Origin of the sequence: Clavibacter michiganensis subsp. tessellarius (genome assembly GCF_021922985.1) — a bacterium.
Lineage (GTDB): Bacteria > Actinomycetota > Actinomycetes > Actinomycetales > Microbacteriaceae > Clavibacter > Clavibacter tessellarius.
In genome coordinates this window covers 2003954-2027696 of sequence record NZ_CP040788.1, presented here as the reverse complement: position 1 = coordinate 2027696, position 23743 = coordinate 2003954, and the positions used below count along the sequence as shown (strand labels likewise).

Here is a 23743-nt window from a genome sequence, read left to right as displayed (position 1 = left end):
GTGGCGCGTAGGTTCGAGGGATGGTCAGACTCCGGCGCAGCGACGCCACCGGCAAGGGCTACACGCGCAAGCGCTCCGGCAAGGGCTGGACGTACCTCGACTCCGACGGGGAGCGCGTCACCGACAAGGCCCTCCGCGCGCGGATGGACCACCTCGGCATCCCGCCCGCCTGGACCGACGTGTGGATCGCGCCCTACGAGAACGGCCACGTGCAGGCCACGGGCATGGACAGCGCCGGCCGCCGGCAGTACATCTACCACCCGACCTGGCGCGAGCAGAAGGACCGGATCAAGTTCGACCGCTCCCTGCAGCTGGCCGAGTCGCTGCCCGCCGCCCGGCGCCAGGTCACCATGCACCTCCGCCAGGACGGGTTCACGCGCGAGCGCGCGCTGGCCGCCGGGTTCCGGATGCTCGACACGGGCAGCCTCCGCGTGGGGAGCGAGCGCTACACGGAGTCGAACGGCAGCCACGGGCTGTCGACGCTCCTGTGCTCGCACGTGACGATCCACGGCGACACCGTCCACCTCGAGTTCCCCGCGAAGAGCGGGCAGGAGTGGTCGAGCGACATCCGGGACGCCGACCTCGTGAAGGCCATCCAGGGCCTCAAGCGCCGCGGCCCGAACGCGCGGCTCCTGGCCTACAAGGACGGCCGCACGTGGCACCCGCTGGGCGCCGCGGACATCAACGACTACGTGCGCGAGCGCACCGGCGGCGAGTTCACGGCGAAGGACTTCCGCACGCTGCACGGCACGGTCGCGGCGGCCGTCAGCCTGGCGAAGCACGGGCCCGAGGCGACCAAGGGCAAGCGGCAGCGGGCGCTCGCGCAGGCGTACCGCGACGCGGCGGAGGTGCTGAGCAACACCCCGACGATCGCGAAGAACAGCTACGTGGATCCGCGCCTCGTCGACGAGTACGTGCACGGCCGGACCATCGACCCGCAGCGCACCGCGTCCGGTGAGACGGAGCTCCGGGTGCTGCTGTTCCGGTGACCCCGCGAGGGGTCGGCGGGCGACCCGCCGGAGGCGCCGAGAGGCCCGGAATCACGGGGGAGCGGGCGCGACACGCCCGGGTTGCACGCATGGCCGGACTATGACAAACTCGTCTAGTTCAACATTCCGGTGCACGCCGCCCTGCGCGCGAGACACCGGATCACTGCCAGGCAGTGCATAGCCGCCCGGAGCGCACGTCGCTCCCTGGGCAGGTTAGGCCGCGGGCAGCAGAGCAGAAGCACACGACACCCACCGGATGAGCACCGCTCGTCCGCGCCCGCATGCGGGCGGGTGCACGAGCTGCCCGAGGCCGCGTCCCACGATGCGCGCCCGGGTGCACCACGGATCGGCGCGCCACGAGGCGCAGCGACCCGAGCGAGGGACACACGCGTCCAATACGGTCCGAGGCCGCATGACGCACGAAAGAGAGAGAGTCACACATGGCGGGACAGAAGATCCGCATCCGACTTAAGTCGTACGACCACTCGGTCATCGACTCCTCGGCCCGGAAGATCGTCGACACGGTGACCCGCGCGGGCGCCACGGTCGTCGGCCCGGTGCCGCTGCCCACGGAGAAGAACGTGATCTGCGTGATCCGTTCCCCCCACAAGTACAAGGACAGCCGCGAGCACTTCGAGATGCGCACGCACAAGCGTCTGATCGACATCGTCGACCCGACGCCGAAGGCGGTCGACTCGCTCATGCGACTCGACCTCCCGGCCGACGTCAACATCGAGATCAAGCTCTAAGGGAACCCATGTCTACCGCTAACAGGACTTTCACCGGTCTCCTCGGCACGAAGCTGGGCATGACGCAGGTGTGGGACGAGAACAACAAGCTCATCCCCGTGACCGTCGTCCAGATCACCCCGAACGTCGTCACCCAGGTGCGCACGCCCGAGGTCGACGGCTACGGCGCGATCCAGATCGCCTACGGGCAGATCGACCCGCGCAAGGCCGACAAGCCGAGCACCGGCCACTTCGACAAGGCCGGCGTCACGCCGCGCCGCCACCTCACCGAGGTCCGCACCGCCGACTTCGCCGAGTACACGCTCGGCCAGGAGATCACGGTCGGCGCCTTCGAGCCCGGCACCAAGGTCGACGTCGTCGGCACCAGCAAGGGCAAGGGCTTCGCCGGCGTCATGAAGCGCCACAACTTCAAGGGCGTCTCCGCCTCGCACGGTTCGCACCGCAACCACCGCAAGCCCGGTTCCATCGGCGCCTCCTCGACCCCCAGCCGTGTCTTCAAGGGCATGCGCATGGCCGGTCGCATGGGCGGCGAGCGCGTCACCGTGCTGAACCTCGTCGTCCACAGCGTGGACGCCGAGAAGGGCCTCCTGCTCGTCAAGGGCGCAGTGCCCGGCGCGCGTGGCCGCATCGTCTTCGTCCGCAACGCAGTGAAGGGGAAGTAGTCATGGCTACCGACACCCAGCTCGACGTCCTCGACGCGACCGGTGCAGTCACCGGCTCCGTCGACCTGCCCGCGTCGCTCTTCGACGTGCAGACCAACGTCCCGCTCATCCACCAGGTCGTCGTCGCCCAGCTCGCCGCGGCGCGCCAGGGAACGCACAAGACCAAGGGCCGCGGCGAGGTCTCCGGCGCCGGCCGCAAGCCGTTCAAGCAGAAGGGCACCGGCCGCGCTCGTCAGGGCTCCATCCGCGCGCCCCAGATGACCGGCGGTGGCATCGTCCACGGCCCGACGCCCCGCAACTACGCGCAGCGCACCCCCAAGAAGATGATCGCCGCAGCTCTGCTCGGCGCCCTCTCCGACCGCGCGCGCGGCGCCCGCCTCCACGTCATCGAGAGCCTCTCCGCCGGAGACGTCCCCTCGACGAAGACCGTGGTCGCGCTGCTCGAGGGCATCGCCACGAGCAAGCACGTCCTCATCGTCCTGGAGCGCACCGACGAGGTCAGCCTCCGCAGCGTGCGCAACATCCCGACGGTCCACGTGCTGTCCTACGACCAGCTCAACGCGTACGACGTGCTCGTGAGCGACGACATCGTCTTCACGAAGGGCGCGTTCGACGCGTTCGTCGAGTCGAAGACGGCCAAGGAAGAGGTTGCCGCATGAGCGCCACCCAGAAGGACCCCCGCGACATCATCATCGCGCCGGTCGTCTCCGAGAAGAGCTACGGCCTGATCGACCAGGGCAAGTACACGTTCATCGTGGACCCCCGTTCGAACAAGACGGAGATCAAGCTCGCGATCGAGAAGATCTTCGGCGTGCAGGTGGCGTCGGTCAACACGCTCAACAAGCAGGGCAAGACCCGCCGGACCAAGTTCGGGATGGGCAAGCGCAAGGACACCAAGCGCGCCATCGTCTCCCTCAAGTCGGGCTCCATCGACATCTTCACGACCGTCGGCTGAGACCGGGACTAGGAAAACACCAATGGCCATTCGCAAGTACAAGCCCACGACCCCGGGTCGTCGCGGTTCGTCCGTCGCCGACTTCGTGGAGATCACGCGCTCGACGCCCGAGAAGTCGCTGCTCCGCCCGCTCTCCAAGACCGGTGGACGCAACAACCAGGGCCGCATCACCACGCGTCACATCGGTGGCGGCCACAAGCGCCAGTACCGCGTCATCGACTTCAAGCGCAATGACAAGGACGGCGTCCTCGCCACCGTCGCGCACATCGAGTACGACCCCAACCGCACGGCGCGCATCGCGCTCCTGCACTTCGTCGACGGCACCAAGCGCTACATCCTGGCGCCGAACAAGCTGAGCCAGGGCGACAAGATCGAGTCGGGCGCCCAGGCCGACATCAAGCCGGGCAACAACCTGCCGCTGCGCAACATCCCGACGGGTACCGTCATCCACGCCATCGAGCTCCGCCCCGGCGGCGGCGCGAAGATGGCCCGCTCCGCCGGCGCCTCCGTGCGCCTCGTGGCGAAGGACGGCCCCTACGCCCAGCTGCGCCTGCCCTCCGGCGAGATCCGCAACGTCGATGCGCGCTGCCGCGCGACCATCGGCGAGGTCGGCAACGCCGAGCAGTCGAACATCAACTGGGGCAAGGCCGGCCGCATGCGCTGGAAGGGCGTCCGCCCGACCGTCCGCGGTGTCGCCATGAACCCGGTCGACCACCCGCACGGTGGTGGTGAGGGCAAGACCTCCGGTGGTCGCCACCCGGTCAGCCCGTGGGGCCAGAAGGAAGGCCGCACGCGCCACATCAACAAGCCCAGCGACAAGCTCATCGTTCGCCGCCGCAACGCCGGCAAGAAGCGCAAGTAGGAGTTGTAGAAGATGCCACGCAGTCTGAAGAAGGGCCCCTTCGTCGACGACCACCTGCTCCGCAAGGTGATCTCGGCGAACGAGGCCAGCAGCAAGAACGTGATCAAGACCTGGTCGCGCCGATCGATGATCATCCCGGCGATGCTGGGTCACACCATCGCGGTGCACGACGGTCGCAAGCACACGCCGGTGTTCATCACCGAGTCGATGGTGGGCCACAAGCTCGGCGAGTTCGCTCTCACGCGCACCTTCCGCGGCCACGTGAAGGACGACAAGAAGGGTCGTCGTCGCTAACGCGGCGACGAGAAGGAGGAGAGAAATGGTGGAGTCGATCGCACGCGTGCGTCACATCCGCGTCACCCCCCAGAAGGCCCGTCGTGTCGTGGACATGATCCGCGGGAAGCAGGCCGAGGAGGCCCTGGCCATCCTGAAGTTCGCGCCGCAGGGCGCGAGCGAGCCGGTCTACAAGCTGGTGGCCTCGGCCATGGCGAACGCGCGGGTCAAGGCCGACGCGTCCAACAGCTTCCTGGCCGAGCAGGACCTCTACATCGCCAAGGCGTTCGTGGACGAGGGCACCACCCTCAAGCGGTTCCAGCCGCGCGCACAGGGTCGCGCATTCCGTATCAACAAGCGCACCAGCCACATCACGGTCGTCCTCGCGACGCCGGATGAGGCGGACGTGGCGACGACCACGAAGAAGGCGAGCAAGTAATGGGACAGAAGGTCAACCCGTACGGGTTCCGTCTCGGGATCACCACCGACCACGTGTCGCGCTGGTTCTCGGACAGCACGAAGAAGGGGCAGCGTTACAGCGACTACGTCGCCGAGGACGTGCGCATCCGCACCATGCTCAAGACGAGCCTCGACCGCGCCGGAGTGGCGCGCATCGAGATCGAGCGCACCCGTGACCGCGTCCGCGTGGACATCTACACGGCGCGCCCGGGCATCGTCATCGGACGCCGCGGCGTCGAGGCCGAGCGCATCCGCGCCGACCTCGAGAAGCTCACGGGCAAGCAGATCCAGCTGAACATCCTCGAGGTGAAGAACCCCGAGGCCGAGGCGCAGCTGGTCGCCCAGGGCATCGCCGAGCAGCTCGCGGGTCGCGTGGCGTTCCGCCGCGCGATGCGCAAGGGCCTCCAGGGCGCCCAGCGCGCCGGCGCCAAGGGCGTCCGCATCCAGGTCTCGGGCCGCCTCGGCGGCGCCGAGATGAGCCGGTCGGAGTTCTACCGCGAGGGCCGCGTGCCGCTGCACACCCTCCGCGCGAACATCGACTACGGCTTCTACGAGGCCCGCACCTCCTTCGGCCGCATCGGCGTGAAGGTCTGGGTCTACAAGGGCGACATCACGAACAAGGATCTCGCTCGCGAGCAGGCGAACCAGAAGTCGTCCCGCCCCGAGCGCCGTAACGACCGTTCCGACGGTCGAACCGGGGATCGCCGCACCAATGCGCCGCGCACCGCGCCGGCCGCCGAGGCAGCGCCGGTCGCCGCAGCAGGAGTTGAGGCGTAACCATGTTGATCCCCCGCAAGCTCAAGCACCGCAAGCAGCACCACCCGGGTCGGTCCGGCCACGCGACGGGCGGCACCGTGGTGTCGTTCGGCGAGTACGGCATCCAGGCCCTCACGCCCGCGTACGTCACGAACCGGCAGATCGAGTCCGCTCGTATCGCCATGACGCGTCACGTCAAGCGCGGCGGCAAGGTGTACATCAACATCTTCCCCGACCGCCCGCTCACCAAGAAGCCCGCCGAGACCCGCATGGGTTCCGGAAAGGGCTCGGTCGAGTGGTGGGTCGCGAACGTCAAGCCGGGCCGCGTGCTCTTCGAGCTCTCCGGAGTCGACGAGGTCACGGCGCGCGAGGCGCTCACCCGGGCCATCCACAAGCTGCCCCTCAAGGCACGCATCATCAAGCGCGAGGAAGGCGACGCATAATGGCGATCGGTTCCAAGGAGCTCGCCCCCGTCGAGCTGGACACTTTCGAGGACGAGCGACTCGTCGAAGAGCTGAAGAAGGCCAAGGAGGAGCTGTTCAACCTGCGCTTCCAGTCGGCCACCGGTCAGCTCGACAGCCACGGCCGCCTGCGCGCCGTCAAGCGCGACATCGCTCGGATCTACACGGTCATCCGCGAGCGCGAGCTGGGCATCCGTGCCACGCCCGCCCCCGTCGAGGTCCCCGAGAAGCCCGAGAAGAAGAAGGCGACGAAGAAGGCCGCGAAGGCCGACGACGCCGCCGTCACCGAGAAGGCTGAGGAGGCTTGATCATGGCGAACGCCGAAGAGAAGAACACGGCTGACACCGCGACGGCCGACCGCGGCTACCGCAAGTCCCGTCGTGGCTACGTGACCAGCGACAAGATGGAGAAGACCATCGTCGTCGAGGTCGAGGACCGCGTGAAGCACCCGCTGTACGGCAAGGTCATCCGCCGCACCTCCAAGGTCAAGGCGCACGACGAGTCCAACAGCGCCGGCATCGGCGACCTGGTCCTGATCAACGAGACCCGTCCCCTCAGCGCCTCCAAGCGCTGGCGCCTGGTCGAGATCCTCGAGAAGGCCAAGTAGCCCCGGCTGCTTGGATGAAGGAGCAACAGTGATTCAGCAGGAATCCCGCCTGAAGATCGCCGACAACACCGGTGCCAAGGAGATCTTGACCATCCGCGTGCTCGGTGGCTCGGGTCGTCGCTACGCCGGACTCGGGGACGTCATCGTCGCGACCGTCAAGGACGCGATCCCCGGCGGCAACGTGAAGAAGGGCGAGGTCGTCAAGGCCGTCATCGTCCGCACCAAGAAGGAGACGCGCCGTCCCGACGGCTCGTACATCAAGTTCGACGAGAACGCCGCCGTCATCCTGAACAGCAACGGGGAGCCCCGCGGCACCCGCATCTTCGGACCGGTGGGCCGCGAGCTCCGGGACAAGAAGTTCATGAAGATCATCTCGCTGGCACCGGAGGTCATTTAGTCATGGCGAACATCAAGAAGGGTGACCTCGTGCAGGTCATCACGGGGCGCACGCAGGCCAAGGGCGGCGACCGGGGCAAGCAGGGCAAGGTCCTGTCCGTCCTCGTCGAGCGCAACCGCGTCGTCGTCGAGGGCGTGAACTTCGTCACGAAGCACGTCCGCGTCGGCCAGACGCAGCGCGGCTCCAAGACCGGCGGCATCGAGACCGTCGAGGCGCCCATCCACATCTCCAACGTCGCGCTCGTCGACCCCGAGTCCAAGAAGCCCACGCGAGTCGGCTTCCGGACCGAGACGGTCGAGAAGGACGGGGTCTCCAAGACCGTCCGCGTGCGCTACGCCAAGAAGTCAGGTAAGGACCTCTAGCAATGACCGACACCGCCACCGCTGGCACGGCCGAGAGCACGCCGCTCCCGCGCCTCAAGCAGAAGTACCGCTCCGAGATCGTCAGCCAGCTGACCGCTGATCTCGGCTTCACGAACGTGCACCAGGTGCCCGGCCTCACGAAGATCGTCGTGAACATGGGCGTCGGCGACGCGGCCCGTGACGGCAAGATCATCGACGGCGCGGTCGCCGACCTCACCAAGATCACCGGCCAGAAGCCGCAGGTCACGAAGGCCCGCAAGTCGATCGCCCAGTTCAAGCTGCGTGAGGGCCAGGCCATCGGCACCCACGTGACGCTGCGCGGCGACCGCATGTGGGAGTTCCTCGACCGCCTGCTGTCCCTCGCCCTGCCCCGCATCCGCGACTTCCGCGGGCTCAGCCCGAAGCAGTTCGACGGCAACGGCAACTACACGTTCGGCCTCAACGAGCAGTCCATGTTCCACGAGATCGACCAGGACCGCATCGACCGGGTCCGCGGCATGGACATCACGGTCGTCACGACCGCTCGGACGGACGACGAGGGACGCGCGCTGCTCAAGGCGCTCGGCTTCCCGTTCCAGACGCCCGAGAACACGCCGTAGCACGCACCACCAGCTCCACCCGCACGACCAGCACCACCGCACGATCGGCGCCGGGCACCTCCGCCCGGCGCCGCCACCACCACAGGTCGTCATCCGTGTCCGGATGAACGAAACCAGGCGAGAGAGGCACCACCAGATATGACAATGACCGACCCGGTCGCTGACATGCTGACCCGACTCCGGAACGCGAACTCCGCGCACCACGACACGGTCTCCATGCCGCACTCCAAGCTCAAGTCGCACATCGCCGACATCCTCAAGTCCGAGGGCTTCATCGCCGGCTGGGACGTCGCGGACGCCCGCGTCGGCCAGACGCTGACGCTCAGCCTCAAGTTCGGACCCGACCGCCAGCGCTCCATCCGGGGCATCAAGCGCGTGTCGAAGCCCGGACTGCGCGTGTACGCGAAGTCCGCGGAGATCCCCCAGGTCCTCGGGGGCCTCGGGGTCGCCATCCTGTCCACCTCCTCGGGGCTCCTCACGGACCGCCAGGCTGCGAAGAAGGGCGTGGGTGGGGAAGTCCTCGCCTACGTGTGGTAACGACATGTCCCGCATCGGAAGACTCCCCATCGACGTCCCCGCAGGGGTCGACGTCACCGTCGACGGCCAGCTCGTCACGGTCAAGGGCCCCAAGGGCGAGCTGAGCCTCACCGTGGCCCAGCCCATCCGCGCCGAGGTCCAGGACGGGCAGGTGCTCGTCACCCGTCCGGACGACGAGCGCGAGTCGCGTTCGCTCCACGGCCTCACGCGCAGCCTCATCGCCAACCAGATCGTCGGCGTCACCACCGGCTACACCAAGGGCCTCGAGATCGTCGGCACGGGTTACCGCGTCGCGGTCAAGGACAAGGGCGTCGAGTTCGCGCTCGGCTTCTCCCACCCCGTGTACGTCGAGGCGCCCGCGGGCATCAGCTTCACCGTCGAGGGCGTCAACAAGATGACCGTCGTCGGCATCGACAAGCAGCTCGTCGGCGAGACGGCCGCCAACATCCGCAAGATTCGCAAGCCCGAGCCCTACAAGGGCAAGGGCGTCCGCTACGCCGGCGAGAACGTTCGCCGCAAGGCCGGAAAGAGTGGTAAGTGATCATGGCTCTCGGAGTTAGAGGAAAAAGCAAGTCCGCCGCCCGCGGCCGCAGGCACGCACGCCTGCGCAAGAAGGTCGAGGGCACCGAGCTGCGTCCGCGCCTGGTCGTCACCCGTTCGGCCCGCCACGTCTTCGTGCAGGTCGTCGATGACAGCCGTGGTCACACCGTCGCGTCCGCGTCGACCCTCGAGGCCGACATGCGCACGTTCGACGGCGACAAGACCGCCAAGTCGCGCAAGGTCGGCGAGCTCGTCGCCGAGCGCGCCAAGGCGGCCGGCGTGGAGAGCGTCGTATTCGATCGTGGTGGCAACCGCTACGCAGGACGCGTCGCGGCCATCGCCGAAGGAGCTCGAGAGGGTGGTCTGAGCCTGTGAGCGCAGCCGAGAACAACAACAAGGAGCCCGAGGTCGTGGCAGTGGCGGAGACGCCCGTCGAGACCGCGGCGTCCACCGCACCCGCGCAGAACGAGGGCCGCGAGGGCCGTCGTGGCGGACGCGACCGGAACCAGGGCGGCCGCGACAGCCGCGGTGGCCGTGATGCCGACAAGAGCCAGTTCCTGGAGCGCGTCGTCACCATCAACCGCGTGTCCAAGGTCGTCAAGGGCGGTCGTCGCTTCAGCTTCACCGCGCTCGTGATCGTCGGAGACGGCAACGGGCTGGTGGGCGTCGGCTACGGCAAGGCCCGCGAGGTCCCGACCGCCATCTCCAAGGGCGTCGAGGAGGCGAAGAAGAACTTCTTCCGCGTCCCCCGCATCGGCCTGACCATCCCGCACGCCGTGCAGGGTGAGGCCTCCGCCGGAGTCGTCCTCCTGCGCCCCGCGTCCGCGGGTACCGGCGTCATCGCCGGTGGCCCCGTCCGCGCGGTGCTCGAGTGCGCCGGCATCCACGACGTGCTGAGCAAGTCGCTCGGCTCGTCCAACACGATCAACATCGTGCACGCCACGGTGGAGGCGCTGCAGCAGCTCGAGGAGCCGCGCGCGGTCGCCGCCCGTCGTGGGCTCGAGCTCGAGCAGGTCGTCCCGGCCCGCATCCTCCGCGCCCAGCGTGCCGAGGCCGACGCGAAGGCAGGTGTCTGATGGCTCAGCTCCGAGTGACGCAGATCAAGTCCAAGATCAGCGAGAAGCAGAACCAGCGCGACACCCTGCGGAGCCTCGGGCTCCGTCGCATCGGTGCCGTGGTGGTCCGAGAGGACAACGCCCAGAACCGCGGCTACGTCAACACCGTCGCGCACCTGGTGAAGGTGGAGGAGATCGACTGATGGCTGAGAAGAACGAGTCGGCCGAGACGCCCGTGAAGGCGTCCAAGGCCGCACCGAAGAAGACCGCGAAGGCCCCGGCCGCCGCCGCTTCCGCCGAGACGACCACGGTCGGCTCGACGGAGACGGTCAAGCGCGACCAGGTCCTCAAGGTCCACCACCTCCGTCCCGCCGCCGGGGCCAAGAAGGCACGCCAGCGTGTCGGCCGCGGTGAGGGCTCGAAGGGCAAGACCGCGGGTCGCGGCACCAAGGGCACGAAGGCCCGCTACACGGTGCGCGTCGGCTTCGAGGGTGGGCAGATGCCGCTGCACATGCGCACCCCGAAGCTCCGCGGGTTCAAGAACCCGTTCCGCGTCGAGTACCAGGTCGTGAACCTGGAGAAGCTCGCCGCGCTCTACCCCGACGGCGGCGACGTCACCACGAGCGACCTGGTCGCCAAGGGTGCCGTCCGCAAGAACGAGAAGGTCAAGGTCCTCGGGGACGGCGACATCTCGGTTAAGCTGACGGTTGCTGTCGACAAGGTCTCCGGCTCCGCTGCGGAGAAGATCGTCGCAGCAGGCGGCTCCGTCAAGTAGCACTGCAGGACGCTCAGGAGGGGCGGTCGGGGAACCGGCCGCCCCTCCTGTCACCTGGGGCCGCATCGGGTCGGCCCGACCCCCGCCTCCCGGCGGACCCTCCACAGAAAGCAGGACACCCTCCGTGTTGAGCGCCGTCGTCAGGATCTTCCGCACCCCCGACCTGCGTCGCAAGATCGGGTTCACGCTGGGCATCATCGCCCTCTTCCGCCTGGGCTCCTTCATCCCCGCGCCGTTCGTCGACTTCGCCAACGTGCAGTCGTGCCTCGCCGCCAACCAGGGCACCTCGGGCCTCTACGAGCTCGTCAACCTCTTCAGCGGCGGCGCGCTGCTGAAGCTCTCCATCTTCGCGCTGGGCATCATGCCGTACATCACGGCGTCGATCATCGTCCAGCTGCTCCGCGTGGTCATCCCGCACTTCGACACCCTCTACAAGGAGGGCCAGTCCGGCCAGGCCAAGCTCACGCAGTACACGCGCTACCTCACGATCGCCCTCGCGGTGCTCCAGTCCACGACGCTCATCACGGTCGCGCGCAGCGGCGCCCTCTTCGGCCAGACCAACGTGAGCGCCTGCACGCAGCTCGTCACGAACGACGCCTGGTACGCGATCATGCTCATGGTCATCACGATGACCGCCGGCACCGGCCTCATCATGTGGATGGGCGAGCTCATCACCGAGCGCGGCATCGGCAACGGCATGTCGCTACTCATCTTCACGTCGGTCGCCGCCGCGTTCCCGACCTCGCTCATCGCGATCCAGCAGAGCCGCGGCTGGGAGGTCTTCCTCCTGGTGATCGCGGTCGGCCTCCTGGTCGTCGCCGCGGTCGTCTACGTCGAGCAGTCGCAGCGCCGCATCCCGGTCCAGTACGCCAAGCGCATGGTCGGGCGCCGCACCTACGGCGGCAACAACACGTACATCCCCATCAAGGTGAACATGGCCGGCGTCGTGCCCGTCATCTTCGCGTCGTCGCTGCTGTACCTGCCCGCGCTCGTCGCGCAGTTCAACCAGCCGCCCGTCGGCCAGCCGCCGGCACCGTGGGTGCAGTGGATCACCGACAACCTCACCACGGGCGACCACCCGCTCTACATGGCGATGTACTTCCTGCTCATCGTCGGCTTCACGTACTTCTACGTGGCCATCACCTTCAACCCGGAGGAGGTCGCCGACAACATGAAGAAGTACGGCGGCTTCATCCCGGGCATCCGCGCGGGACGCCCCACGGCCGAGTACCTCGACTACGTGCTCACGCGCATCACGCTGCCGGGCTCGCTGTACCTCGGCCTCATCGCGCTCCTGCCGCTCATCGCCCTGTCGCTCGTCGGCGCCAACCAGAACTTCCCGTTCGGCGGCGCGAGCATCCTCATCGTCGTCGGCGTCGGCCTCGAGACGGTGAAGCAGATCGACTCGCAGCTGCAGCAGCGGCACTACGAGGGGCTGCTCAAGTGACCCGGCTCCTCATCGTCGGCCCTCCCGGCGCGGGCAAGGGCACGCAGGCGAAGCGCATCGCGGCGGAGCACGGCATCCCCGACGTCTCCACCGGCGACATCTTCCGCCAGAACATCAAGGACCGCACCGAGCTCGGCCAGCAGGTCCAGGCGCTCGTCGACGCGGGCAACTACGTGCCGGACGAGCTCACCAACAGCCTCGTCACGGCCCGCCTCGAGGAGGAGGACGCCCGCGCGGGCTTCCTGCTCGACGGCTACCCGCGCACGCTGGCGCAGGTCGCGTACCTTGAGGAGCTGCTCGAGGGGTGGGGACAGCGGCTCGACGCCGTGATCCAGCTCGTCGCCGACGAGGAGGAGGTCGTGGCCCGGCTCACCCGCCGCGCGGCCGAGCAGGGCCGCGCCGACGACGGCGAGGACGAGATCCGGCACCGCCAGGAGGTCTACGTCCGCGAGACCAGCCCGCTCATCGACGTCTACCGCGACAGCGGCCTCCTCGTGGAGGTCAACGGCCTCGGCGAGGTCGACGAGGTGGCCGAGCGCATCCGCACGGCCCTCGCCGAGCGCGGCGTCCGACCCGTCTCCGACGCGGGCCGCGCCTAGCCCGTGGGAGCGCTCCGCCGCACGCCCGGCATCTACAAGACGCCGGACGAGATCCGCCGCATGGTCGCGCCCGGCCTCGCCACCGCCGCGTCGCTCGACGCCGTGCGCGAGCTCATCGCGCCGGGCGTCACCACCGGCGAGCTCGACGCGGCCGCCGACGCCGCGATCCGCGCGCTCGGCGGGCGCTCGAACTTCCAGCTCGTGCCGGGGTACCGCCACACGGTGTGCGTCTCGGTCAACGACGAGGTCGTGCACGGCATCCCCGGCGACCGCGTGCTGCAGCCGGGAGACATCGTCTCCGTCGACAGCGGCGCGGAGATCGACGGCTGGAACGGCGACTCCGCCATGACCGTGGTCGTGCCGGATCCCGCGAGCCCCGACGTCGTGGAGGCGCGCGAGCGCCTGTCCCGCGTCACCGAGGACTCCCTCTGGGCGGGCATCGCCCGGCTCGCGACCGCGTCGCACCTCAACGAGGTGGGCGAGGCCGTCGAGGAGAGCGTCGAGGCGGCCGGGTCCTTCGGCATCGTCATGGACTACACGGGGCACGGCATCGGCCGGAGCATGCACGAGGATCCGCCGGTGTTCAACTACCGCGTGCGCGGCAAGGGCCCCGCGGTGAAGCCCGGGCTGGTCGTCGCCATCGAGCCGATGATCACCGACGGCGAGGCGGAGACGCGCGTCCTCGACGACGACTGGACCGTCGCGACCGTCGACGGCAGCATGGCGTCGCACTGGGAGCACTCGGTCGCGGTGCACGCGCGCGGCATCTGGGTGCTCACGCTCGCCGACGGCGGCGCCTCGCGCCTCGTGCCGCTGGGCGTCACGCCCGTCGCGCCCTGAGCGCGCGCGACCCCCGCGACGTCGGCCGCCCGAGCGCCGTGGCGTCCTGACCGGCCGGACCGATCGGCGCCGTCCGGCGCGCGCGGCGGAGACGCCGGTCAGGTGTCCATGACGTGCACGAGCTCCTCGATGAAGGAGCCGTGCGACCCGGACGCCCGCATGATCGCCTGCACGTCGCGGTGGTCGGAGAACACCTCGACGAACTGGTCGAAGACGTGCTGGAAGCTCGAGCGGCCGCTCGCGCTGAACGCGACGAGCGCCACCACATGCACGCGGTTGCCGCCCCACTGCATCGCCTCGTCGTTGACCACGATGGCGATGGCCGTGCGGTGCGCGGTCATGGCGAGCGAGTGCGGCACGGCGAGCGTGTCGGTGAACGCCGTGGAGGAGAGCCGCTCGCGCTCGATGGCGCCCTCGATGTACTCGGGCTCGATGATGCCCTGCTCGACCATCCGCCCGCCGAGCAGCCGGATCATGGCCTCCTCGTCGGGCGCGTGCAGGTCGCGGAAGAAGAGCGACTCGTCGAGGAAGCGCAGCAGGTCGTGCTTCATCGCGCTGCGGCGGGCGTGCCGACGGACGCGGGCCACGGCCCGGCGGATCGCCTCGATGTCGTCGGGCGTCGGCAGCGGCTGCACCACCACGACGGCGTCGCCGGGCGGGCGGGACCCGGTGGCGTCGATGACGAGGTCGACCCCGAGCGCGTCGGCGTCCGCGTCGGTGCGCGTGATCACGGCGTCGACGCTGATGTCCGCGCCGAGCGCCTGCTCGATGCGGCTGCGCATGATCTGGTGCAGGTCGTAGTAGTTCGGGCAGACCAGCGCGCACGCGACCCGGTCGTCGCGCCGGGCGACGCGCTCCCGGTGGGAGCCGACGTGCAGCGCGATGTACGCGATCTCGTCGTCGTTGATCGCGATGCCCCGCCGCCGCTGCACCTCGCTCGCGATGAAGACCGCGATCTCGTACGTCATCGGATACGAGGTCTTGATGGAGCGGGCGAGCGGGTTGCGCGAGAACGAGCGGTCGGCGGCGCGCGCGACGAGGTTGCCGAGGTGCAGCGAGAAGCGGACCGTGAAGTCCTCGTCCTCGAGGTCGACCAGGTACTCCTGCTTCACCCGGCGGACGATGGCGCGCACCACGTCGAGGTCGCTCTCGACGACGTGGTCCCGCATCACGGTGGCGAGCGACTGCTCGTTGCCGGGCGTGACGACCCGCGTGCGGACGAGGAGCGCGAGGTAGGCGACGTCGCCCGCGGGCACGGGCGCGTCGAAGTGGGCGGCGAGGAGCCGGGCGAGCACGTCGCGGATCGCGAGGGCGGTGGGATCGGCGGCGGGGGAGCCGGCGGCCGCCTCGGCCGCGCCCGCCGACGCATCCGCGTCCTCCCGTCGCGGCGCCCGCGCGAGCCGGTCCACCGCGATCGCCACGTGCAGCAGCACGTTGTCGACGCCGTACTCGTTGACGAAGAACCCGCGCTCGGTGAGCTCGCGGACGAGGTCGGTCTTGAAGGCGCGCAGCGAGTCGGACGCGAACTCCCGCTGCACGGACTCGAGCGGCAGGAACCCCTGCGCGCTCTCGTCGCGGAACATGCGCGACAGGAGGCGGCGGAAGTCGCGCTCGGACCCCGCGAGCACGACCTGGGATCCGCTGCGGCGGAGCGCGAGCCCCGCGTCCTCCACCAGGGCGCGCACCTTGCGGAGGTCCGCCTCGATGGTGGACTCGCTCACGTGCAGCTCGTCGGCCAGCGCGAAGACGTCGAGCCCGGCGGGGGCGTCGCCCAGGCGGCGGACGAGCGCGTGCAGCCGGTCGCGCGGCGTGCCCTGGGCGTCGCCCGAGCCGCGACCGCCGCGGTGCCGGGCGTAGCTGCCGGCGTCGATGCGGTAGCCGTCGGGGGAGGAGGCGATCGCCACGTCCGACCGCTCGCGGACCGCGGCGACGTAGCTCCGGACGCTGCGGGTGGTGACGCCCAGCCGGTCGGCGAGCTCCCCGGCCTCGACCCAGCGATCCGCCGAGGACAGGTAGTCCAGCAGCCTCTCCTGGTTGTCGCTGAGCATGCGCGTCCTCCCCGCGGCCGGCGGATCCCGGGTCGGCGGGACGGGCGCGGCGCGCGTGCACTGTCGAGTCAACCATCCCGGGGCGGGCAGGACGCCCGGCGGCGGCCGCGCACGACGGGTCTTCCTACCGTGCGGAAGCGGATCTGCTGGTGCCGCCGCCCCCGGGCGGAGCACCATGGGACGACCAGCGACGACGCGAGGAGGCACAGCATGACCGGGAGGATCCTCGTCGTCTGCGGCTCCGGCGCATCCAGCACCTTCCTCGCCCACCGCCTCCGCTCCCTCGCCGAGGCCGACGGGCTCGAGATCGAGGCCGTCGCCGGCTCCGTCGCCGACGTCCGCCTCGACGCCGCGGGCATGGACGTCGTCCTCCTCGGCGCCCACCTCGCCGACCGCATCGACCTCGTGCGCCGGGCCGCCGCCGACGAGGGCGCGACCGCCGTGCTCCTCGACGCGGACGCCTCGCGTCCCGAGGGCGCCCGCGCCGCGCTCGACCGGGCCCTCGCCGCGATGCGCGCCGGCGGCCGCGCGCTCGGGATGGGCGCCGCGCCCGGCCGACCCGCCGGGGGAGCGCCGCACCCCGCCTGACCGCCTCCGCCCGCCCCCGCCCCGAGACCACCGGCCCCGCGCCGACACCGCACGACCGGCACGACCGGCACGACCCGCATCACCGGCACGACCGCGACACCGCACGACCACCGCCCACCAGGGCCCCGACGACGGGGCCGATCGAAGGAGCCACCATGGCAGAACGCACCGTCACCATCGCCTCGTCGCACGGGCTGCACGCCCGCCCCGCCTCGCTCTTCACGCAGGCGGCCGCGAAGGCCGGGATCCCCGTGCAGCTCGCCAAGGGCGACCGCAGCGTGAACGCCGCCAGCATCCTCGGCGTGATCTCGCTGGGCGTCGACACGGGCGACGAGGTCGTCGTCTCCGCCGAGGGCGAGAACGCCGAGCAGGTCGTCACCGACCTCGCCACGCTCCTCGAGTCCGACCTGGACGCCGCATGAGCTCCCGCACCCTGCAGGGCATCGGCATCGGCCGGGGCTCCGCCGTCGGCCCCGTGATCCGGATGCCCGACCCGCTCCCCGAGCCCGCCGACACCGCCAGCACCCTGACCGCCGACGAGGAGCGCATCCGCGTGAGCGCGTCGCTCGCGGCGGTCGCCGCCGACATCCGCATCCGCGGGGAGAAGGCCGGCGGCGCCGCCAAGGACGTCCTCGAGGCGCAGGCGTTCATGGCCGAGGACCCGACGCTCGTCGACGACATCACCGCCCGCCTCGCGACGGGCCGCACCGCCGAGCGCGCCGTGCACGAGGCGTTCGCGGGCTTCCGCGACCTGCTCCTCAGCATGGGCGGCTACATGGGCGAGCGCGCCACCGACCTCGACGACGTCTCGCAGCGCGTCGTCGCGCACCTGCAGGGTGTCGCCGCCCCGGGCGTGCCGGACCCCGACCACGCCTTCGTGCTCGTCGCCCGCGACCTCGCGCCCGCCGACACGGCCCTCCTCGACCTCGACAAGGTGCTCGCCCTCGTCACGACCGACGGCGGCCCCACCTCGCACACGGCGATCCTCGCCCGCGAGAAGGCGATCGTCGCGGTCGTCGGCGTCGCGGCCGCGGCCGACCTCGCCGACGGCGAGACCGTGGTGGTCGACGCGCTGACCGGCGCCGTCACCGTGGGCCCGACCCCGGAGGAGGAGTCCGCCGCGCGCGACGCCATCGCCGCCCGGAGCGCCCGCGTCGCCGTGCCCACCGGCCCCGGCGCGCTGTCCGACGGCACGACGATCCCGCTGCTCGCGAACCTCGGATCCGCCGACGGCGCCGCGGACGCGGTGGCCAAGGGCGCCGAGGGCGTCGGCCTCTTCCGCACCGAGTTCCTCTTCCTCGACGCCACGAGCGCGCCGACCGTCGCCGAGCAGCAGGCGCACTACACGCGCCTGCTCGAGGCGTTCCCCGGCCAGAAGGTCGTCGTCCGCGCGCTCGACGCCGGCGCCGACAAGCCGCTCGCCTTCCTCAACGACGCCGACGAGGAGAACCCGGCCCTCGGCCTCCGCGGCCTCCGCGCGCTCCGCGCCAACGAGCAGATCCTCCGCGACCAGCTCACCGCGCTCGCGCAGGCCGACGCCGCCACCGACGCCGACCTGTGGGTCATGGCGCCCATGGTCTCGACCGTGGAGGAGGCGCGCTACTTCTCGGCCCTCGGCCGCGAGCTGGGCCTGAAGACCGTCGGCGTGATGGTGGAGGTCCCGTCCTCCGCGCTGCTGGCCGACCGGATCCTCGGTGTCGCCGACTTCGCGAGCATCGGCACCAACGACCTCACGCAGTACACGCTCGCGGCCGACCGGCTGCTGGGATCCGTGGCCGCGTTCCAGGACCCGTGGCACCCCGCCGTCCTCCGCCTCGTGCAGGAGGTCGGCGCCGCGGGACGCGCTCTCGGCAAGCCCGTGGGCATCTGCGGCGAGGCCGCGGCCGACCCGCTGCTCGCCGTCGTGCTCGTGGGCCTCGGCGCCACCAGCCTCTCGATGTCGCCCGCGGCCCTCGCCGACGTGCGCGCCGAGCTCGCCCTCCACTCGCGCGAGGAGGCGGAGGCCCTGGCCGCCGTCGCCCTCGCCGCCGACAGCGCCGTCGAGGCGCGCGCCGCGGTCACCGCGGCGTCGGCGCCCGCCACCGTCTGACCCGCCCCCTCCACCGCACCACACCCTCACCACCGCAGCAGGCGGGCCGCAGCAGGCCCGCCCCACCACGACAGGAGCACCACCCCCATGACGACGACGTCACCCACCCGCAGCACGGGACAGTCCGTGCGGCTCGGCGTGCAGAAGTTCGGCACGTTCCTCAGCGGCATGATCATGCCGAACATCGCGGCGTTCATCGCCTGGGGCCTCCTCACGGCCCTGTTCATCCCCACGGGCTACCTGCCCAACGCGGACATCGCGCAGCTGATCAACCCGATCCTGTTCTTCATGCTGCCGCTGCTCATCGCGAACACCGGCGGCCGCATGGTCTACGACACCCGAGGCGGCGTGGTCGCGACCATCGCCACCATGGGCGTCATCGTCGGCACCATCGGCGAGCCGTACTACGACGGCGGCAGCCCGATGTTCCTCGGCGCGATGATCACGGGCCCGCTCGCGGCCTACCTGCTGAAGGTCATCGAGCGGCTCTGGATCGACCGGATCCGCCCCGGCTTCGAGATGCTGGTCAACAACTTCTCCGCCGGCATCCTCGGCGCGATCTTCGCGATCGGCGCGTTCTTCGCCCTCACGCCCGTCATCGGCTGGATCACCGCCCGCCTCGGCGGCGGCGTCGGCTTCCTCGTCGACAACGGCCTGCTGCCCCTCACGAGCATCGTGATCGAGCCGGCGAAGGTCCTGTTCCTCAACAACGCCATCAACCAGGGCATCCTCACCCCGCTCGGCACGACCGAGGCGCTGCAGAACGGCAAGAGCATCCTGTTCCTGCTCGAGGCGAACCCCGGCCCCGGCCTCGGCGTGCTCCTCGCGTTCGCGATCTTCGGCGCGGGCGCGGCCCGCTCCACCGCCCCCGGCGCGATCCTCATCCAGTTCGTCGGCGGCATCCACGAGATCTACTTCCCGTACGTGCTGTCCAAGCCGCTCCTGTTCCTCGCGGTCATCGCGGGTGGCGCCTCGGGCGTCGCGACCAACGTCGCCTTCGGCTCCGGCCTCCGTGCCCCGGCCTCGCCCGGCAGCATCATCGCCGTGCTCGGCCAGACCGCCAGCGACAGCTTCCCCGGCGTGATCCTCTCGGTCATCATCTCGGCCGCCGTCACCTTCGTCGTCGCGGCGGTCATCCTCCGCACCGGCAAGAAGGGCTCGGGCGACTTCGGCGCCGCGGTCGCCGCGACCCAGGCCAACAAGGGCAAGGAGTCGTCGGTCCTCACGGGCCTCGGCGCCGAGACCGGCACCGCGGGCACGGTCGGCGGCCTCGCCGACGGCCAGGCGGCCACGGGCACGGGCACGGACGGCGGCACGGCCACGGCCACCCGCATCCAGGACATCGTCTTCGCCTGCGACGCCGGCATGGGCTCGTCCGCCATGGGCGCCTCGGTCCTCCGCAACAAGATGAAGAAGGCCGGCGTCACCGACGTCACGGTCGTCAACAAGGCCATCGCGGCCCTCGACGGCCAGGCCGACCTCGTGATCACGCAGCGCGAGCTCACCGACCGCGCCCGCGAGAAGAGCCCGGCGAGCGAGCACGTCTCGGTCGACAACTTCATGAACTCGCCGCGCTACGACGAGATCGTGGAGCTGGTCCGGAAGCAGCGCTCGGACAGCTGATCCCGGTCCGCCCCCCGCGGCGGACCCGCACCACCGCACGCGCGGGCTCCGGGGCCCGGTCGACACCGACCGGGCCCCGGTAGCCTCGCATCAGGCAGAACCACGTCAGGAGCACCATGTCGAACGTCCTCGAACCCGCCCAGATCCGCGTCGGCGGCACCGCCGCGAGCGTGGAGGAGGCCATCGCCGAGGCGGCGGGCATCCTCGTCGCCGCGGGCGCCGTCACCCCCGAGTACCAGGGGTTCATGCTCGAGCGCGAGAAGAGCGTCTCGACCTACATGGGCAACCTGCTCGCCATCCCGCACGGCACCAACGAGGGCAAGGACACGATCCTCGACTCCGCCCTCTCCTTCGTCCGCTACGACGCCCCGATCGACTGGGCGGGCAACGAGGTCCGCTTCGTCGTCGGCATCGCCGGCAAGGACAACGGGCACCTCGACATCCTCAGCAAGATCGCCATCATCTTCAGCGACGACGACGAGGTGCAGAAGCTCCTCGACGCCCCCGACGCCGAGGCGCTGTACGCGCTCCTGGCGGAGGTGAACGAGGCGTGAAGGCCGTCCACTTCGGCGCCGGCAACATCGGCCGCGGCTTCGTCGGGCTGATCCTGCACGAGGCCGGGTACGAGGTCGTCTTCGCCGACGTCAACGCCGAGCTCATCGAGCACCTCGACGCCGCCGACTCGTACCGCGTCACCGAGGTCGGCCCGCACGCGCGCGAGTGGACCGTCACGGGCTTCCGCGCGATCGACAGCGCGGCCGACGGCGAGGCGCTGATCCGCGAGATCGCGACCGCCGACGTCGTCACCACGGCCGTGGGCCCGAACATCCTCCGCTTCGTGGCGCCCGCCATCGCGTCGGGCCTGCGCGCGCGCTCGGCCGACCTCGCGCCGGTCGCCGTCATGGCGTGCGAGAACGCGATCAACGCCACGGACACGCTGCGCGCCGAGATCGCGACGGCGCTCGGCGACGACGCGGACGCCCTGGGGCGCGCGGTCTTCGCCAACACGGCCGTCGACCGCATCGTCCCGAACCAGGACCCCGCCGCGGGCCTCGACGTGACCGTCGAGGACTTCTCGGAGTGGGTCGTGGAGCGCGGTCCGTTCGGCGACGCCGTGCCCGAGATCCCCGGCGCCACGTTCGTCGACGACCTCGCGCCCTACATCGAGCGCAAGCTCTTCACGGTCAACACCGGCCACGCGACCGTCGCGTACCACGGCTACGCGCGCGGTGCCGTGAGCCAGTCGGACGCGATGGCGATCCCCGAGGTCGCCGACGAGGTCCGCCTCGTGCTCGAGGAGACGAGCGCGCTGCTCGTCGCCAAGCACGGGCTCGACGAGGCCGAGCAGGCGGCGTACCGCGAGAAGAACCTCGCGCGCTTCGCCAACGCGGCCCTCGCGGACACCGTCGAGCGCGTCGGCCGCCAGCCGCTGCGCAAGCTCTCCCGCGAGGAGCGCTTCGTGGGACCCGCATCCCAGCTCGCCGAGCGCGGCCTGCCGCACGACGCGCTCGTCCGCGCGATGGGCCAGGCGCTCCGCTTCGACCCCGCGGGCGACCCGCAGGCGCTCGAGCTCCAGGAGCTGCTGCAGACCGACACCGCCGCGGACCTCGTCCGTCGGGTCACCGGGCTCGACGACGGGCACCCCCTCACCGCCGACCTCGTCGCCGTGGTGGACGCGGCCCAGGCCGACCGCCGCAGCGCGCCGCGTCACCGCGCGGAGTAGGCGGCAGGCGACGCGACGCATCGTGCACGGGCCGGGCGGGCGACCGCCCGGCCCGTCGTGCGCTCCGGGGGCGCGGCGCTCCCGTTAGCGCAGGACGGGCGGATCCGACCGCGACACGCGGGGAGAATTGCGACACGCCCGGGGATGCCGTACTCTCGACCCTTGGTGCGCGGCCGCCTCCCGGCGAGCCGTCCCCACCATGCGCGCTCCACCTGATGCGCATCCGCACGACCAGCAGACACCACCTCTAGCGACAGTGAGTATATGGCCAAGAAAGACGGCGTCATCGAGATCGAAGGCGGAGTTGTCGAAGCTCTGCCGAACGCGATGTTCCGCGTTGAGCTGAGCAACGGGCACAAGGTCCTCGCCCACATCTCGGGCAAGATGCGTCAGCACTACATCCGCATCCTCCCCGAGGACCGCGTGATCGTGGAGCTGAGCCCGTACGACCTCACGCGCGGCCGGATCGTCTACCGCTACAAGTAGGCCTGCTGCACAAGGAACGGCCCCGCACCCGCGGGGTACGAGGCCAGCGAAGAACACATAAGGAAGCGTCATGAAGGTCAACCCGAGCGTCAAGCCGATCTGCGAGAAGTGCAAGGTCATCCGACGCAGCGGCAACGTGATGGTCATCTGCGAGAACCCGCGCCACAAGCAGCGCCAGGGCTGATCAGACCCATCGCACGGCACCACCCGCACCACCCATAAGAAGCACGACAGCAGCGCCGGAAGCCGGGACCCGCGAGGGTCCGGGGGACACCATCGGTCGGAGGCCGATGCACAGGCTCTGCTGCAGACCTCCATCCACCACCAGGAGAAGCCTCAATGGCACGTCTAGCAGGCGTCGACCTCCCGCGCGACAAGCGCGTCGAGATCGCACTCACGTACATCTACGGCGTCGGCCGCACCTCGAGCGTCAAGACGCTCGCGGACACCGGCATCGACAAGAACATCCGCGTCAAGGACCTCAGCGACGACCAGCTCATCGCGCTCCGCGACTACATCGAGGGCAACTTCAAGGTGGAGGGAGACCTCCGCCGCGAGGTCGCCGCCGACATCCGCCGCAAGGTCGAGATCGGCAGCTACGAGGGCATCCGCCACCGCCGCGGCCTCCCTGTCCACGGGCAGCGCACGAAGACCAACGCTCGCACCCGCAAGGGCCCGAAGCGCACCGTAGCCGGCAAGAAGAAGGCGCGCTAGGCCTCCGGCCCGCGCCTCGCCACCCGTAGATTCAGGAGAATTCCATGGCAGCACCCAAGTCGGCCGTTCGCAAGCCGCGCCGCAAGGACAAGAAGAACATCGCCGTGGGCCAGGCCCACATCAAGAGCACCTTCAACAACACCATCGTCTCGATCACGGACCCGACCGGCGCCGTCATCAGCTGGGCGTCCTCGGGCGTCGTCGGCTACAACGGCTCGCGCAAGTCCACGCCGTTCGCCGCGCAGCTCGCCGCCGAGTCGGCCGCCCGCCAGGCGCAGGAGCACGGCATGAAGAAGGTCGACGTGTTCGTCAAGGGACCGGGCTCCGGCCGCGAGACCGCGATCCGCTCGCTCCAGGCCGCCGGCCTCGAGGTGGGCTCGATCAACGACGTCACCCCGCAGGCGCACAACGGCTGCCGTCCCCCCAAGCGCCGCCGCGTCTAGCTCGCGCTGATCGGCCGCTGCCGTCCCGCTCCGCCAGGAGGGGACGGCGTCGGCCGATCCGCCGTGTGTCCGTTCGACCACCTCCACCACCCGCCCGGGCCGCCA

The 23743-nt window shown here is 70.4% G+C and carries 35 protein-coding genes; 34 read left to right on the top strand and 1 reads right to left on the bottom strand.

What is annotated here, in order from left to right; genetic code table 11:
• Positions 1-20: 20 nt before the first annotated feature.
• The 24 genes from FGG90_RS09370 (at position 21) to map (ending at position 13924) form a co-directional block, all read left to right on the top strand.
• Positions 21-989, top strand: a complete 969-nt coding sequence (locus FGG90_RS09370) for a DNA topoisomerase IB (protein ID WP_094127748.1) — start codon at positions 21-23, stop codon at positions 987-989.
• Positions 990-1429: 440 nt separating this feature from the next.
• Positions 1430-1738, top strand: a complete 309-nt coding sequence (gene rpsJ / locus FGG90_RS09365) for a 30S ribosomal protein S10 (protein ID WP_012039307.1) — start codon at positions 1430-1432, stop codon at positions 1736-1738.
• A gap of 8 nt (positions 1739-1746) precedes the next feature.
• A complete protein-coding gene (gene rplC, locus FGG90_RS09360; protein ID WP_012297754.1) occupies positions 1747-2400 on the top strand; it encodes a 50S ribosomal protein L3 in 654 nt (217 codons plus the stop codon).
• 2 nt (positions 2401-2402) lie between these two features.
• On the top strand, positions 2403-3059 hold the full coding sequence (rplD, locus tag FGG90_RS09355) for a 50S ribosomal protein L4 (protein ID WP_086517202.1): 657 nt from the start codon (positions 2403-2405) through the stop codon (positions 3057-3059).
• Entirely contained in the window at positions 3056-3355 is a 300-nt protein-coding gene (gene rplW, locus FGG90_RS09350) for a 50S ribosomal protein L23 (RefSeq protein ID WP_012039304.1), read from the top strand. Before rplD ends, rplW begins: the two co-directional genes overlap by 4 nt.
• A 22-nt stretch (positions 3356-3377) precedes the next feature.
• Positions 3378-4217 carry a 50S ribosomal protein L2 gene (rplB, locus tag FGG90_RS09345; RefSeq protein ID WP_086517201.1) on the top strand — a complete coding sequence of 280 codons (840 nt, stop codon included), beginning with the start codon at positions 3378-3380 and terminating at the stop codon, positions 4215-4217.
• Positions 4218-4229: 12 nt separating this feature from the next.
• Positions 4230-4511 (top strand): 30S ribosomal protein S19, encoded by a 282-nt coding sequence (rpsS, locus tag FGG90_RS09340; RefSeq protein ID WP_063070791.1) that lies wholly within the window; start codon positions 4230-4232, stop codon positions 4509-4511.
• A gap of 25 nt (positions 4512-4536) precedes the next feature.
• The gene (gene rplV, locus FGG90_RS09335; RefSeq protein WP_063070792.1) at positions 4537-4929 is read left to right on the top strand and encodes a 50S ribosomal protein L22; all 393 of its coding nucleotides are present in this window, start codon (positions 4537-4539) and stop codon (positions 4927-4929) included.
• Positions 4929-5726, top strand: coding sequence for a 30S ribosomal protein S3 (gene rpsC, locus FGG90_RS09330; RefSeq protein WP_012039300.1), 798 nt, complete (start codon positions 4929-4931; stop codon positions 5724-5726). The genes rplV and rpsC overlap by 1 nt, the downstream gene beginning before the upstream one ends.
• A 2-nt stretch (positions 5727-5728) precedes the next feature.
• Positions 5729-6148, top strand: a complete 420-nt coding sequence (rplP, locus tag FGG90_RS09325; protein WP_086517199.1) for a 50S ribosomal protein L16 — start codon at positions 5729-5731, stop codon at positions 6146-6148.
• Positions 6148-6474, top strand: a complete 327-nt coding sequence (gene rpmC / locus FGG90_RS09320; protein ID WP_012039298.1) for a 50S ribosomal protein L29 — start codon at positions 6148-6150, stop codon at positions 6472-6474. Before rplP ends, rpmC begins: the two co-directional genes overlap by 1 nt.
• Before the next feature lie 2 nt (positions 6475-6476).
• Complete coding sequence (gene rpsQ, locus FGG90_RS09315) at positions 6477-6773, top strand: 30S ribosomal protein S17 (RefSeq protein ID WP_094127752.1); 297 nt, start codon at positions 6477-6479, stop codon at positions 6771-6773.
• A gap of 28 nt (positions 6774-6801) precedes the next feature.
• Entirely contained in the window at positions 6802-7170 is a 369-nt protein-coding gene (gene rplN / locus FGG90_RS09310) for a 50S ribosomal protein L14 (RefSeq protein ID WP_012039296.1), read from the top strand.
• A gap of 2 nt (positions 7171-7172) precedes the next feature.
• Positions 7173-7532: a 50S ribosomal protein L24 gene (gene rplX, locus FGG90_RS09305; RefSeq protein ID WP_063070796.1), complete on the top strand. Its 360-nt coding sequence runs from the start codon at positions 7173-7175 to the stop codon at positions 7530-7532.
• A 2-nt stretch (positions 7533-7534) separates the two neighbouring features.
• A complete protein-coding gene (gene rplE, locus FGG90_RS09300) occupies positions 7535-8131 on the top strand; it encodes a 50S ribosomal protein L5 (RefSeq protein ID WP_063070797.1) in 597 nt (198 codons plus the stop codon).
• Positions 8132-8269: 138 nt separating this feature from the next.
• The gene (rpsH, locus tag FGG90_RS09295; protein ID WP_063070798.1) at positions 8270-8668 is read left to right on the top strand and encodes a 30S ribosomal protein S8; all 399 of its coding nucleotides are present in this window, start codon (positions 8270-8272) and stop codon (positions 8666-8668) included.
• A 4-nt stretch (positions 8669-8672) separates the two neighbouring features.
• Entirely contained in the window at positions 8673-9209 is a 537-nt protein-coding gene (gene rplF, locus FGG90_RS09290) for a 50S ribosomal protein L6 (RefSeq protein WP_086517197.1), read from the top strand.
• A gap of 2 nt (positions 9210-9211) precedes the next feature.
• Positions 9212-9583, top strand: coding sequence for a 50S ribosomal protein L18 (gene rplR / locus FGG90_RS09285; protein WP_012039291.1), 372 nt, complete (start codon positions 9212-9214; stop codon positions 9581-9583).
• A 35-nt stretch (positions 9584-9618) separates the two neighbouring features.
• Positions 9619-10284, top strand: coding sequence for a 30S ribosomal protein S5 (rpsE, locus tag FGG90_RS09280; RefSeq protein ID WP_063070807.1), 666 nt, complete (start codon positions 9619-9621; stop codon positions 10282-10284).
• Positions 10284-10466, top strand: coding sequence for a 50S ribosomal protein L30 (gene rpmD, locus FGG90_RS09275; RefSeq protein ID WP_012039289.1), 183 nt, complete (start codon positions 10284-10286; stop codon positions 10464-10466). Before rpsE ends, rpmD begins: the two co-directional genes overlap by 1 nt.
• Entirely contained in the window at positions 10466-11038 is a 573-nt protein-coding gene (gene rplO / locus FGG90_RS09270) for a 50S ribosomal protein L15 (RefSeq protein WP_063070800.1), read from the top strand. The genes rpmD and rplO overlap by 1 nt, the downstream gene beginning before the upstream one ends.
• A gap of 124 nt (positions 11039-11162) precedes the next feature.
• Positions 11163-12485: a preprotein translocase subunit SecY gene (secY, locus tag FGG90_RS09265; RefSeq protein WP_012039287.1), complete on the top strand. Its 1323-nt coding sequence runs from the start codon at positions 11163-11165 to the stop codon at positions 12483-12485.
• Positions 12482-13084 carry an adenylate kinase gene (locus tag FGG90_RS09260; protein ID WP_094127754.1) on the top strand — a complete coding sequence of 201 codons (603 nt, stop codon included), beginning with the start codon at positions 12482-12484 and terminating at the stop codon, positions 13082-13084. The genes secY and FGG90_RS09260 overlap by 4 nt, the downstream gene beginning before the upstream one ends.
• A gap of 3 nt (positions 13085-13087) precedes the next feature.
• Positions 13088-13924, top strand: a complete 837-nt coding sequence (map, locus tag FGG90_RS09255) for a type I methionyl aminopeptidase (RefSeq protein ID WP_094127757.1) — start codon at positions 13088-13090, stop codon at positions 13922-13924.
• Between the two features lie 98 nt (positions 13925-14022).
• Here map and FGG90_RS09250 read toward each other — a convergent pair whose 3' ends face one another.
• Entirely contained in the window at positions 14023-15972 is a 1950-nt protein-coding gene (locus FGG90_RS09250; protein ID WP_094127760.1) for a BglG family transcription antiterminator, read from the bottom strand.
• A 210-nt stretch (positions 15973-16182) separates the two neighbouring features.
• On the opposite strand from FGG90_RS09250, the gene FGG90_RS09245 reads away from it, so the two are divergent.
• The 10 genes from FGG90_RS09245 (at position 16183) to rpsK (ending at position 23638) form a co-directional block, all read left to right on the top strand.
• Positions 16183-16560 carry a PTS sugar transporter subunit IIB gene (locus FGG90_RS09245; protein ID WP_094127763.1) on the top strand — a complete coding sequence of 126 codons (378 nt, stop codon included), beginning with the start codon at positions 16183-16185 and terminating at the stop codon, positions 16558-16560.
• A gap of 155 nt (positions 16561-16715) precedes the next feature.
• Positions 16716-16982, top strand: coding sequence for an HPr family phosphocarrier protein (locus tag FGG90_RS09240; RefSeq protein ID WP_012039282.1), 267 nt, complete (start codon positions 16716-16718; stop codon positions 16980-16982).
• A complete protein-coding gene (gene ptsP / locus FGG90_RS09235) occupies positions 16979-18649 on the top strand; it encodes a phosphoenolpyruvate--protein phosphotransferase (protein ID WP_094127766.1) in 1671 nt (556 codons plus the stop codon). Before FGG90_RS09240 ends, ptsP begins: the two co-directional genes overlap by 4 nt.
• Positions 18650-18736: 87 nt before the next feature.
• Positions 18737-20272 (top strand): PTS mannitol transporter subunit IICB, encoded by a 1536-nt coding sequence (locus FGG90_RS09230; protein WP_094127769.1) that lies wholly within the window; start codon positions 18737-18739, stop codon positions 20270-20272.
• A gap of 116 nt (positions 20273-20388) precedes the next feature.
• On the top strand, positions 20389-20826 hold the full coding sequence (locus FGG90_RS09225; protein WP_094127772.1) for a PTS sugar transporter subunit IIA: 438 nt from the start codon (positions 20389-20391) through the stop codon (positions 20824-20826).
• A complete protein-coding gene (locus FGG90_RS09220; protein WP_094127775.1) occupies positions 20823-21995 on the top strand; it encodes a mannitol-1-phosphate 5-dehydrogenase in 1173 nt (390 codons plus the stop codon). The genes FGG90_RS09225 and FGG90_RS09220 overlap by 4 nt, the downstream gene beginning before the upstream one ends.
• A 264-nt stretch (positions 21996-22259) precedes the next feature.
• Positions 22260-22481: a translation initiation factor IF-1 gene (infA, locus tag FGG90_RS09215; protein ID WP_012039277.1), complete on the top strand. Its 222-nt coding sequence runs from the start codon at positions 22260-22262 to the stop codon at positions 22479-22481.
• Positions 22482-22551: 70 nt separating this feature from the next.
• The gene (gene rpmJ, locus FGG90_RS09210; RefSeq protein WP_043668846.1) at positions 22552-22665 is read left to right on the top strand and encodes a 50S ribosomal protein L36; all 114 of its coding nucleotides are present in this window, start codon (positions 22552-22554) and stop codon (positions 22663-22665) included.
• A gap of 155 nt (positions 22666-22820) precedes the next feature.
• A complete protein-coding gene (rpsM, locus tag FGG90_RS09205) occupies positions 22821-23195 on the top strand; it encodes a 30S ribosomal protein S13 (protein ID WP_063070813.1) in 375 nt (124 codons plus the stop codon).
• 44 nt (positions 23196-23239) lie between these two features.
• Positions 23240-23638, top strand: a complete 399-nt coding sequence (gene rpsK / locus FGG90_RS09200; protein ID WP_012039274.1) for a 30S ribosomal protein S11 — start codon at positions 23240-23242, stop codon at positions 23636-23638.
• Positions 23639-23743 lie beyond the last annotated feature (105 nt).

What these genes read in the sequence shown, in the direction of transcription:
- rplF (WP_086517197.1), top strand. Translation starts at nt 8,673, where the DNA reads ATGTCCCGCATCGGAAGACTCCCCATCGACGTCCCCGCAGGGGTCGAC.
- rpmJ (WP_043668846.1), top strand. Translation starts at nt 22,552, where the DNA reads ATGAAGGTCAACCCGAGCGTCAAGCCGATCTGCGAGAAGTGCAAGGTC.
- rpsM (WP_063070813.1), top strand. Translation starts at nt 22,821, where the DNA reads ATGGCACGTCTAGCAGGCGTCGACCTCCCGCGCGACAAGCGCGTCGAG.
- rplX (WP_063070796.1), top strand. Translation starts at nt 7,173, where the DNA reads ATGGCGAACATCAAGAAGGGTGACCTCGTGCAGGTCATCACGGGGCGC.
- rpmC (WP_012039298.1), top strand. Translation starts at nt 6,148, where the DNA reads ATGGCGATCGGTTCCAAGGAGCTCGCCCCCGTCGAGCTGGACACTTTC.
- rplW (WP_012039304.1), top strand. Translation starts at nt 3,056, where the DNA reads ATGAGCGCCACCCAGAAGGACCCCCGCGACATCATCATCGCGCCGGTC.
- FGG90_RS09370 (WP_094127748.1), top strand. Translation starts at nt 21, where the DNA reads ATGGTCAGACTCCGGCGCAGCGACGCCACCGGCAAGGGCTACACGCGC.
- rpsS (WP_063070791.1), top strand. Translation starts at nt 4,230, where the DNA reads ATGCCACGCAGTCTGAAGAAGGGCCCCTTCGTCGACGACCACCTGCTC.
- rplB (WP_086517201.1), top strand. Translation starts at nt 3,378, where the DNA reads ATGGCCATTCGCAAGTACAAGCCCACGACCCCGGGTCGTCGCGGTTCG.
- FGG90_RS09225 (WP_094127772.1), top strand. Translation starts at nt 20,389, where the DNA reads ATGTCGAACGTCCTCGAACCCGCCCAGATCCGCGTCGGCGGCACCGCC.
- FGG90_RS09250 (WP_094127760.1), bottom strand. Translation starts at nt 15,972, where the DNA reads ATGCTCAGCGACAACCAGGAGAGGCTGCTGGACTACCTGTCCTCGGCG.
- rplP (WP_086517199.1), top strand. Translation starts at nt 5,729, where the DNA reads ATGTTGATCCCCCGCAAGCTCAAGCACCGCAAGCAGCACCACCCGGGT.
- FGG90_RS09240 (WP_012039282.1), top strand. Translation starts at nt 16,716, where the DNA reads ATGGCAGAACGCACCGTCACCATCGCCTCGTCGCACGGGCTGCACGCC.
- rpsK (WP_012039274.1), top strand. Translation starts at nt 23,240, where the DNA reads ATGGCAGCACCCAAGTCGGCCGTTCGCAAGCCGCGCCGCAAGGACAAG.
- rpsC (WP_012039300.1), top strand. Translation starts at nt 4,929, where the DNA reads ATGGGACAGAAGGTCAACCCGTACGGGTTCCGTCTCGGGATCACCACC.
- rplE (WP_063070797.1), top strand. Translation starts at nt 7,535, where the DNA reads ATGACCGACACCGCCACCGCTGGCACGGCCGAGAGCACGCCGCTCCCG.
- rpmD (WP_012039289.1), top strand. Translation starts at nt 10,284, where the DNA reads ATGGCTCAGCTCCGAGTGACGCAGATCAAGTCCAAGATCAGCGAGAAG.
- rplD (WP_086517202.1), top strand. Translation starts at nt 2,403, where the DNA reads ATGGCTACCGACACCCAGCTCGACGTCCTCGACGCGACCGGTGCAGTC.
- rpsQ (WP_094127752.1), top strand. Translation starts at nt 6,477, where the DNA reads ATGGCGAACGCCGAAGAGAAGAACACGGCTGACACCGCGACGGCCGAC.
- rplR (WP_012039291.1), top strand. Translation starts at nt 9,212, where the DNA reads ATGGCTCTCGGAGTTAGAGGAAAAAGCAAGTCCGCCGCCCGCGGCCGC.
- FGG90_RS09230 (WP_094127769.1), top strand. Translation starts at nt 18,737, where the DNA reads ATGACGACGACGTCACCCACCCGCAGCACGGGACAGTCCGTGCGGCTC.
- rplV (WP_063070792.1), top strand. Translation starts at nt 4,537, where the DNA reads ATGGTGGAGTCGATCGCACGCGTGCGTCACATCCGCGTCACCCCCCAG.
- rpsJ (WP_012039307.1), top strand. Translation starts at nt 1,430, where the DNA reads ATGGCGGGACAGAAGATCCGCATCCGACTTAAGTCGTACGACCACTCG.
- rplO (WP_063070800.1), top strand. Translation starts at nt 10,466, where the DNA reads ATGGCTGAGAAGAACGAGTCGGCCGAGACGCCCGTGAAGGCGTCCAAG.
- rplC (WP_012297754.1), top strand. Translation starts at nt 1,747, where the DNA reads ATGTCTACCGCTAACAGGACTTTCACCGGTCTCCTCGGCACGAAGCTG.
- ptsP (WP_094127766.1), top strand. Translation starts at nt 16,979, where the DNA reads ATGAGCTCCCGCACCCTGCAGGGCATCGGCATCGGCCGGGGCTCCGCC.
- FGG90_RS09245 (WP_094127763.1), top strand. Translation starts at nt 16,183, where the DNA reads ATGACCGGGAGGATCCTCGTCGTCTGCGGCTCCGGCGCATCCAGCACC.
- rpsH (WP_063070798.1), top strand. Translation starts at nt 8,270, where the DNA reads ATGACAATGACCGACCCGGTCGCTGACATGCTGACCCGACTCCGGAAC.
- infA (WP_012039277.1), top strand. Translation starts at nt 22,260, where the DNA reads ATGGCCAAGAAAGACGGCGTCATCGAGATCGAAGGCGGAGTTGTCGAA.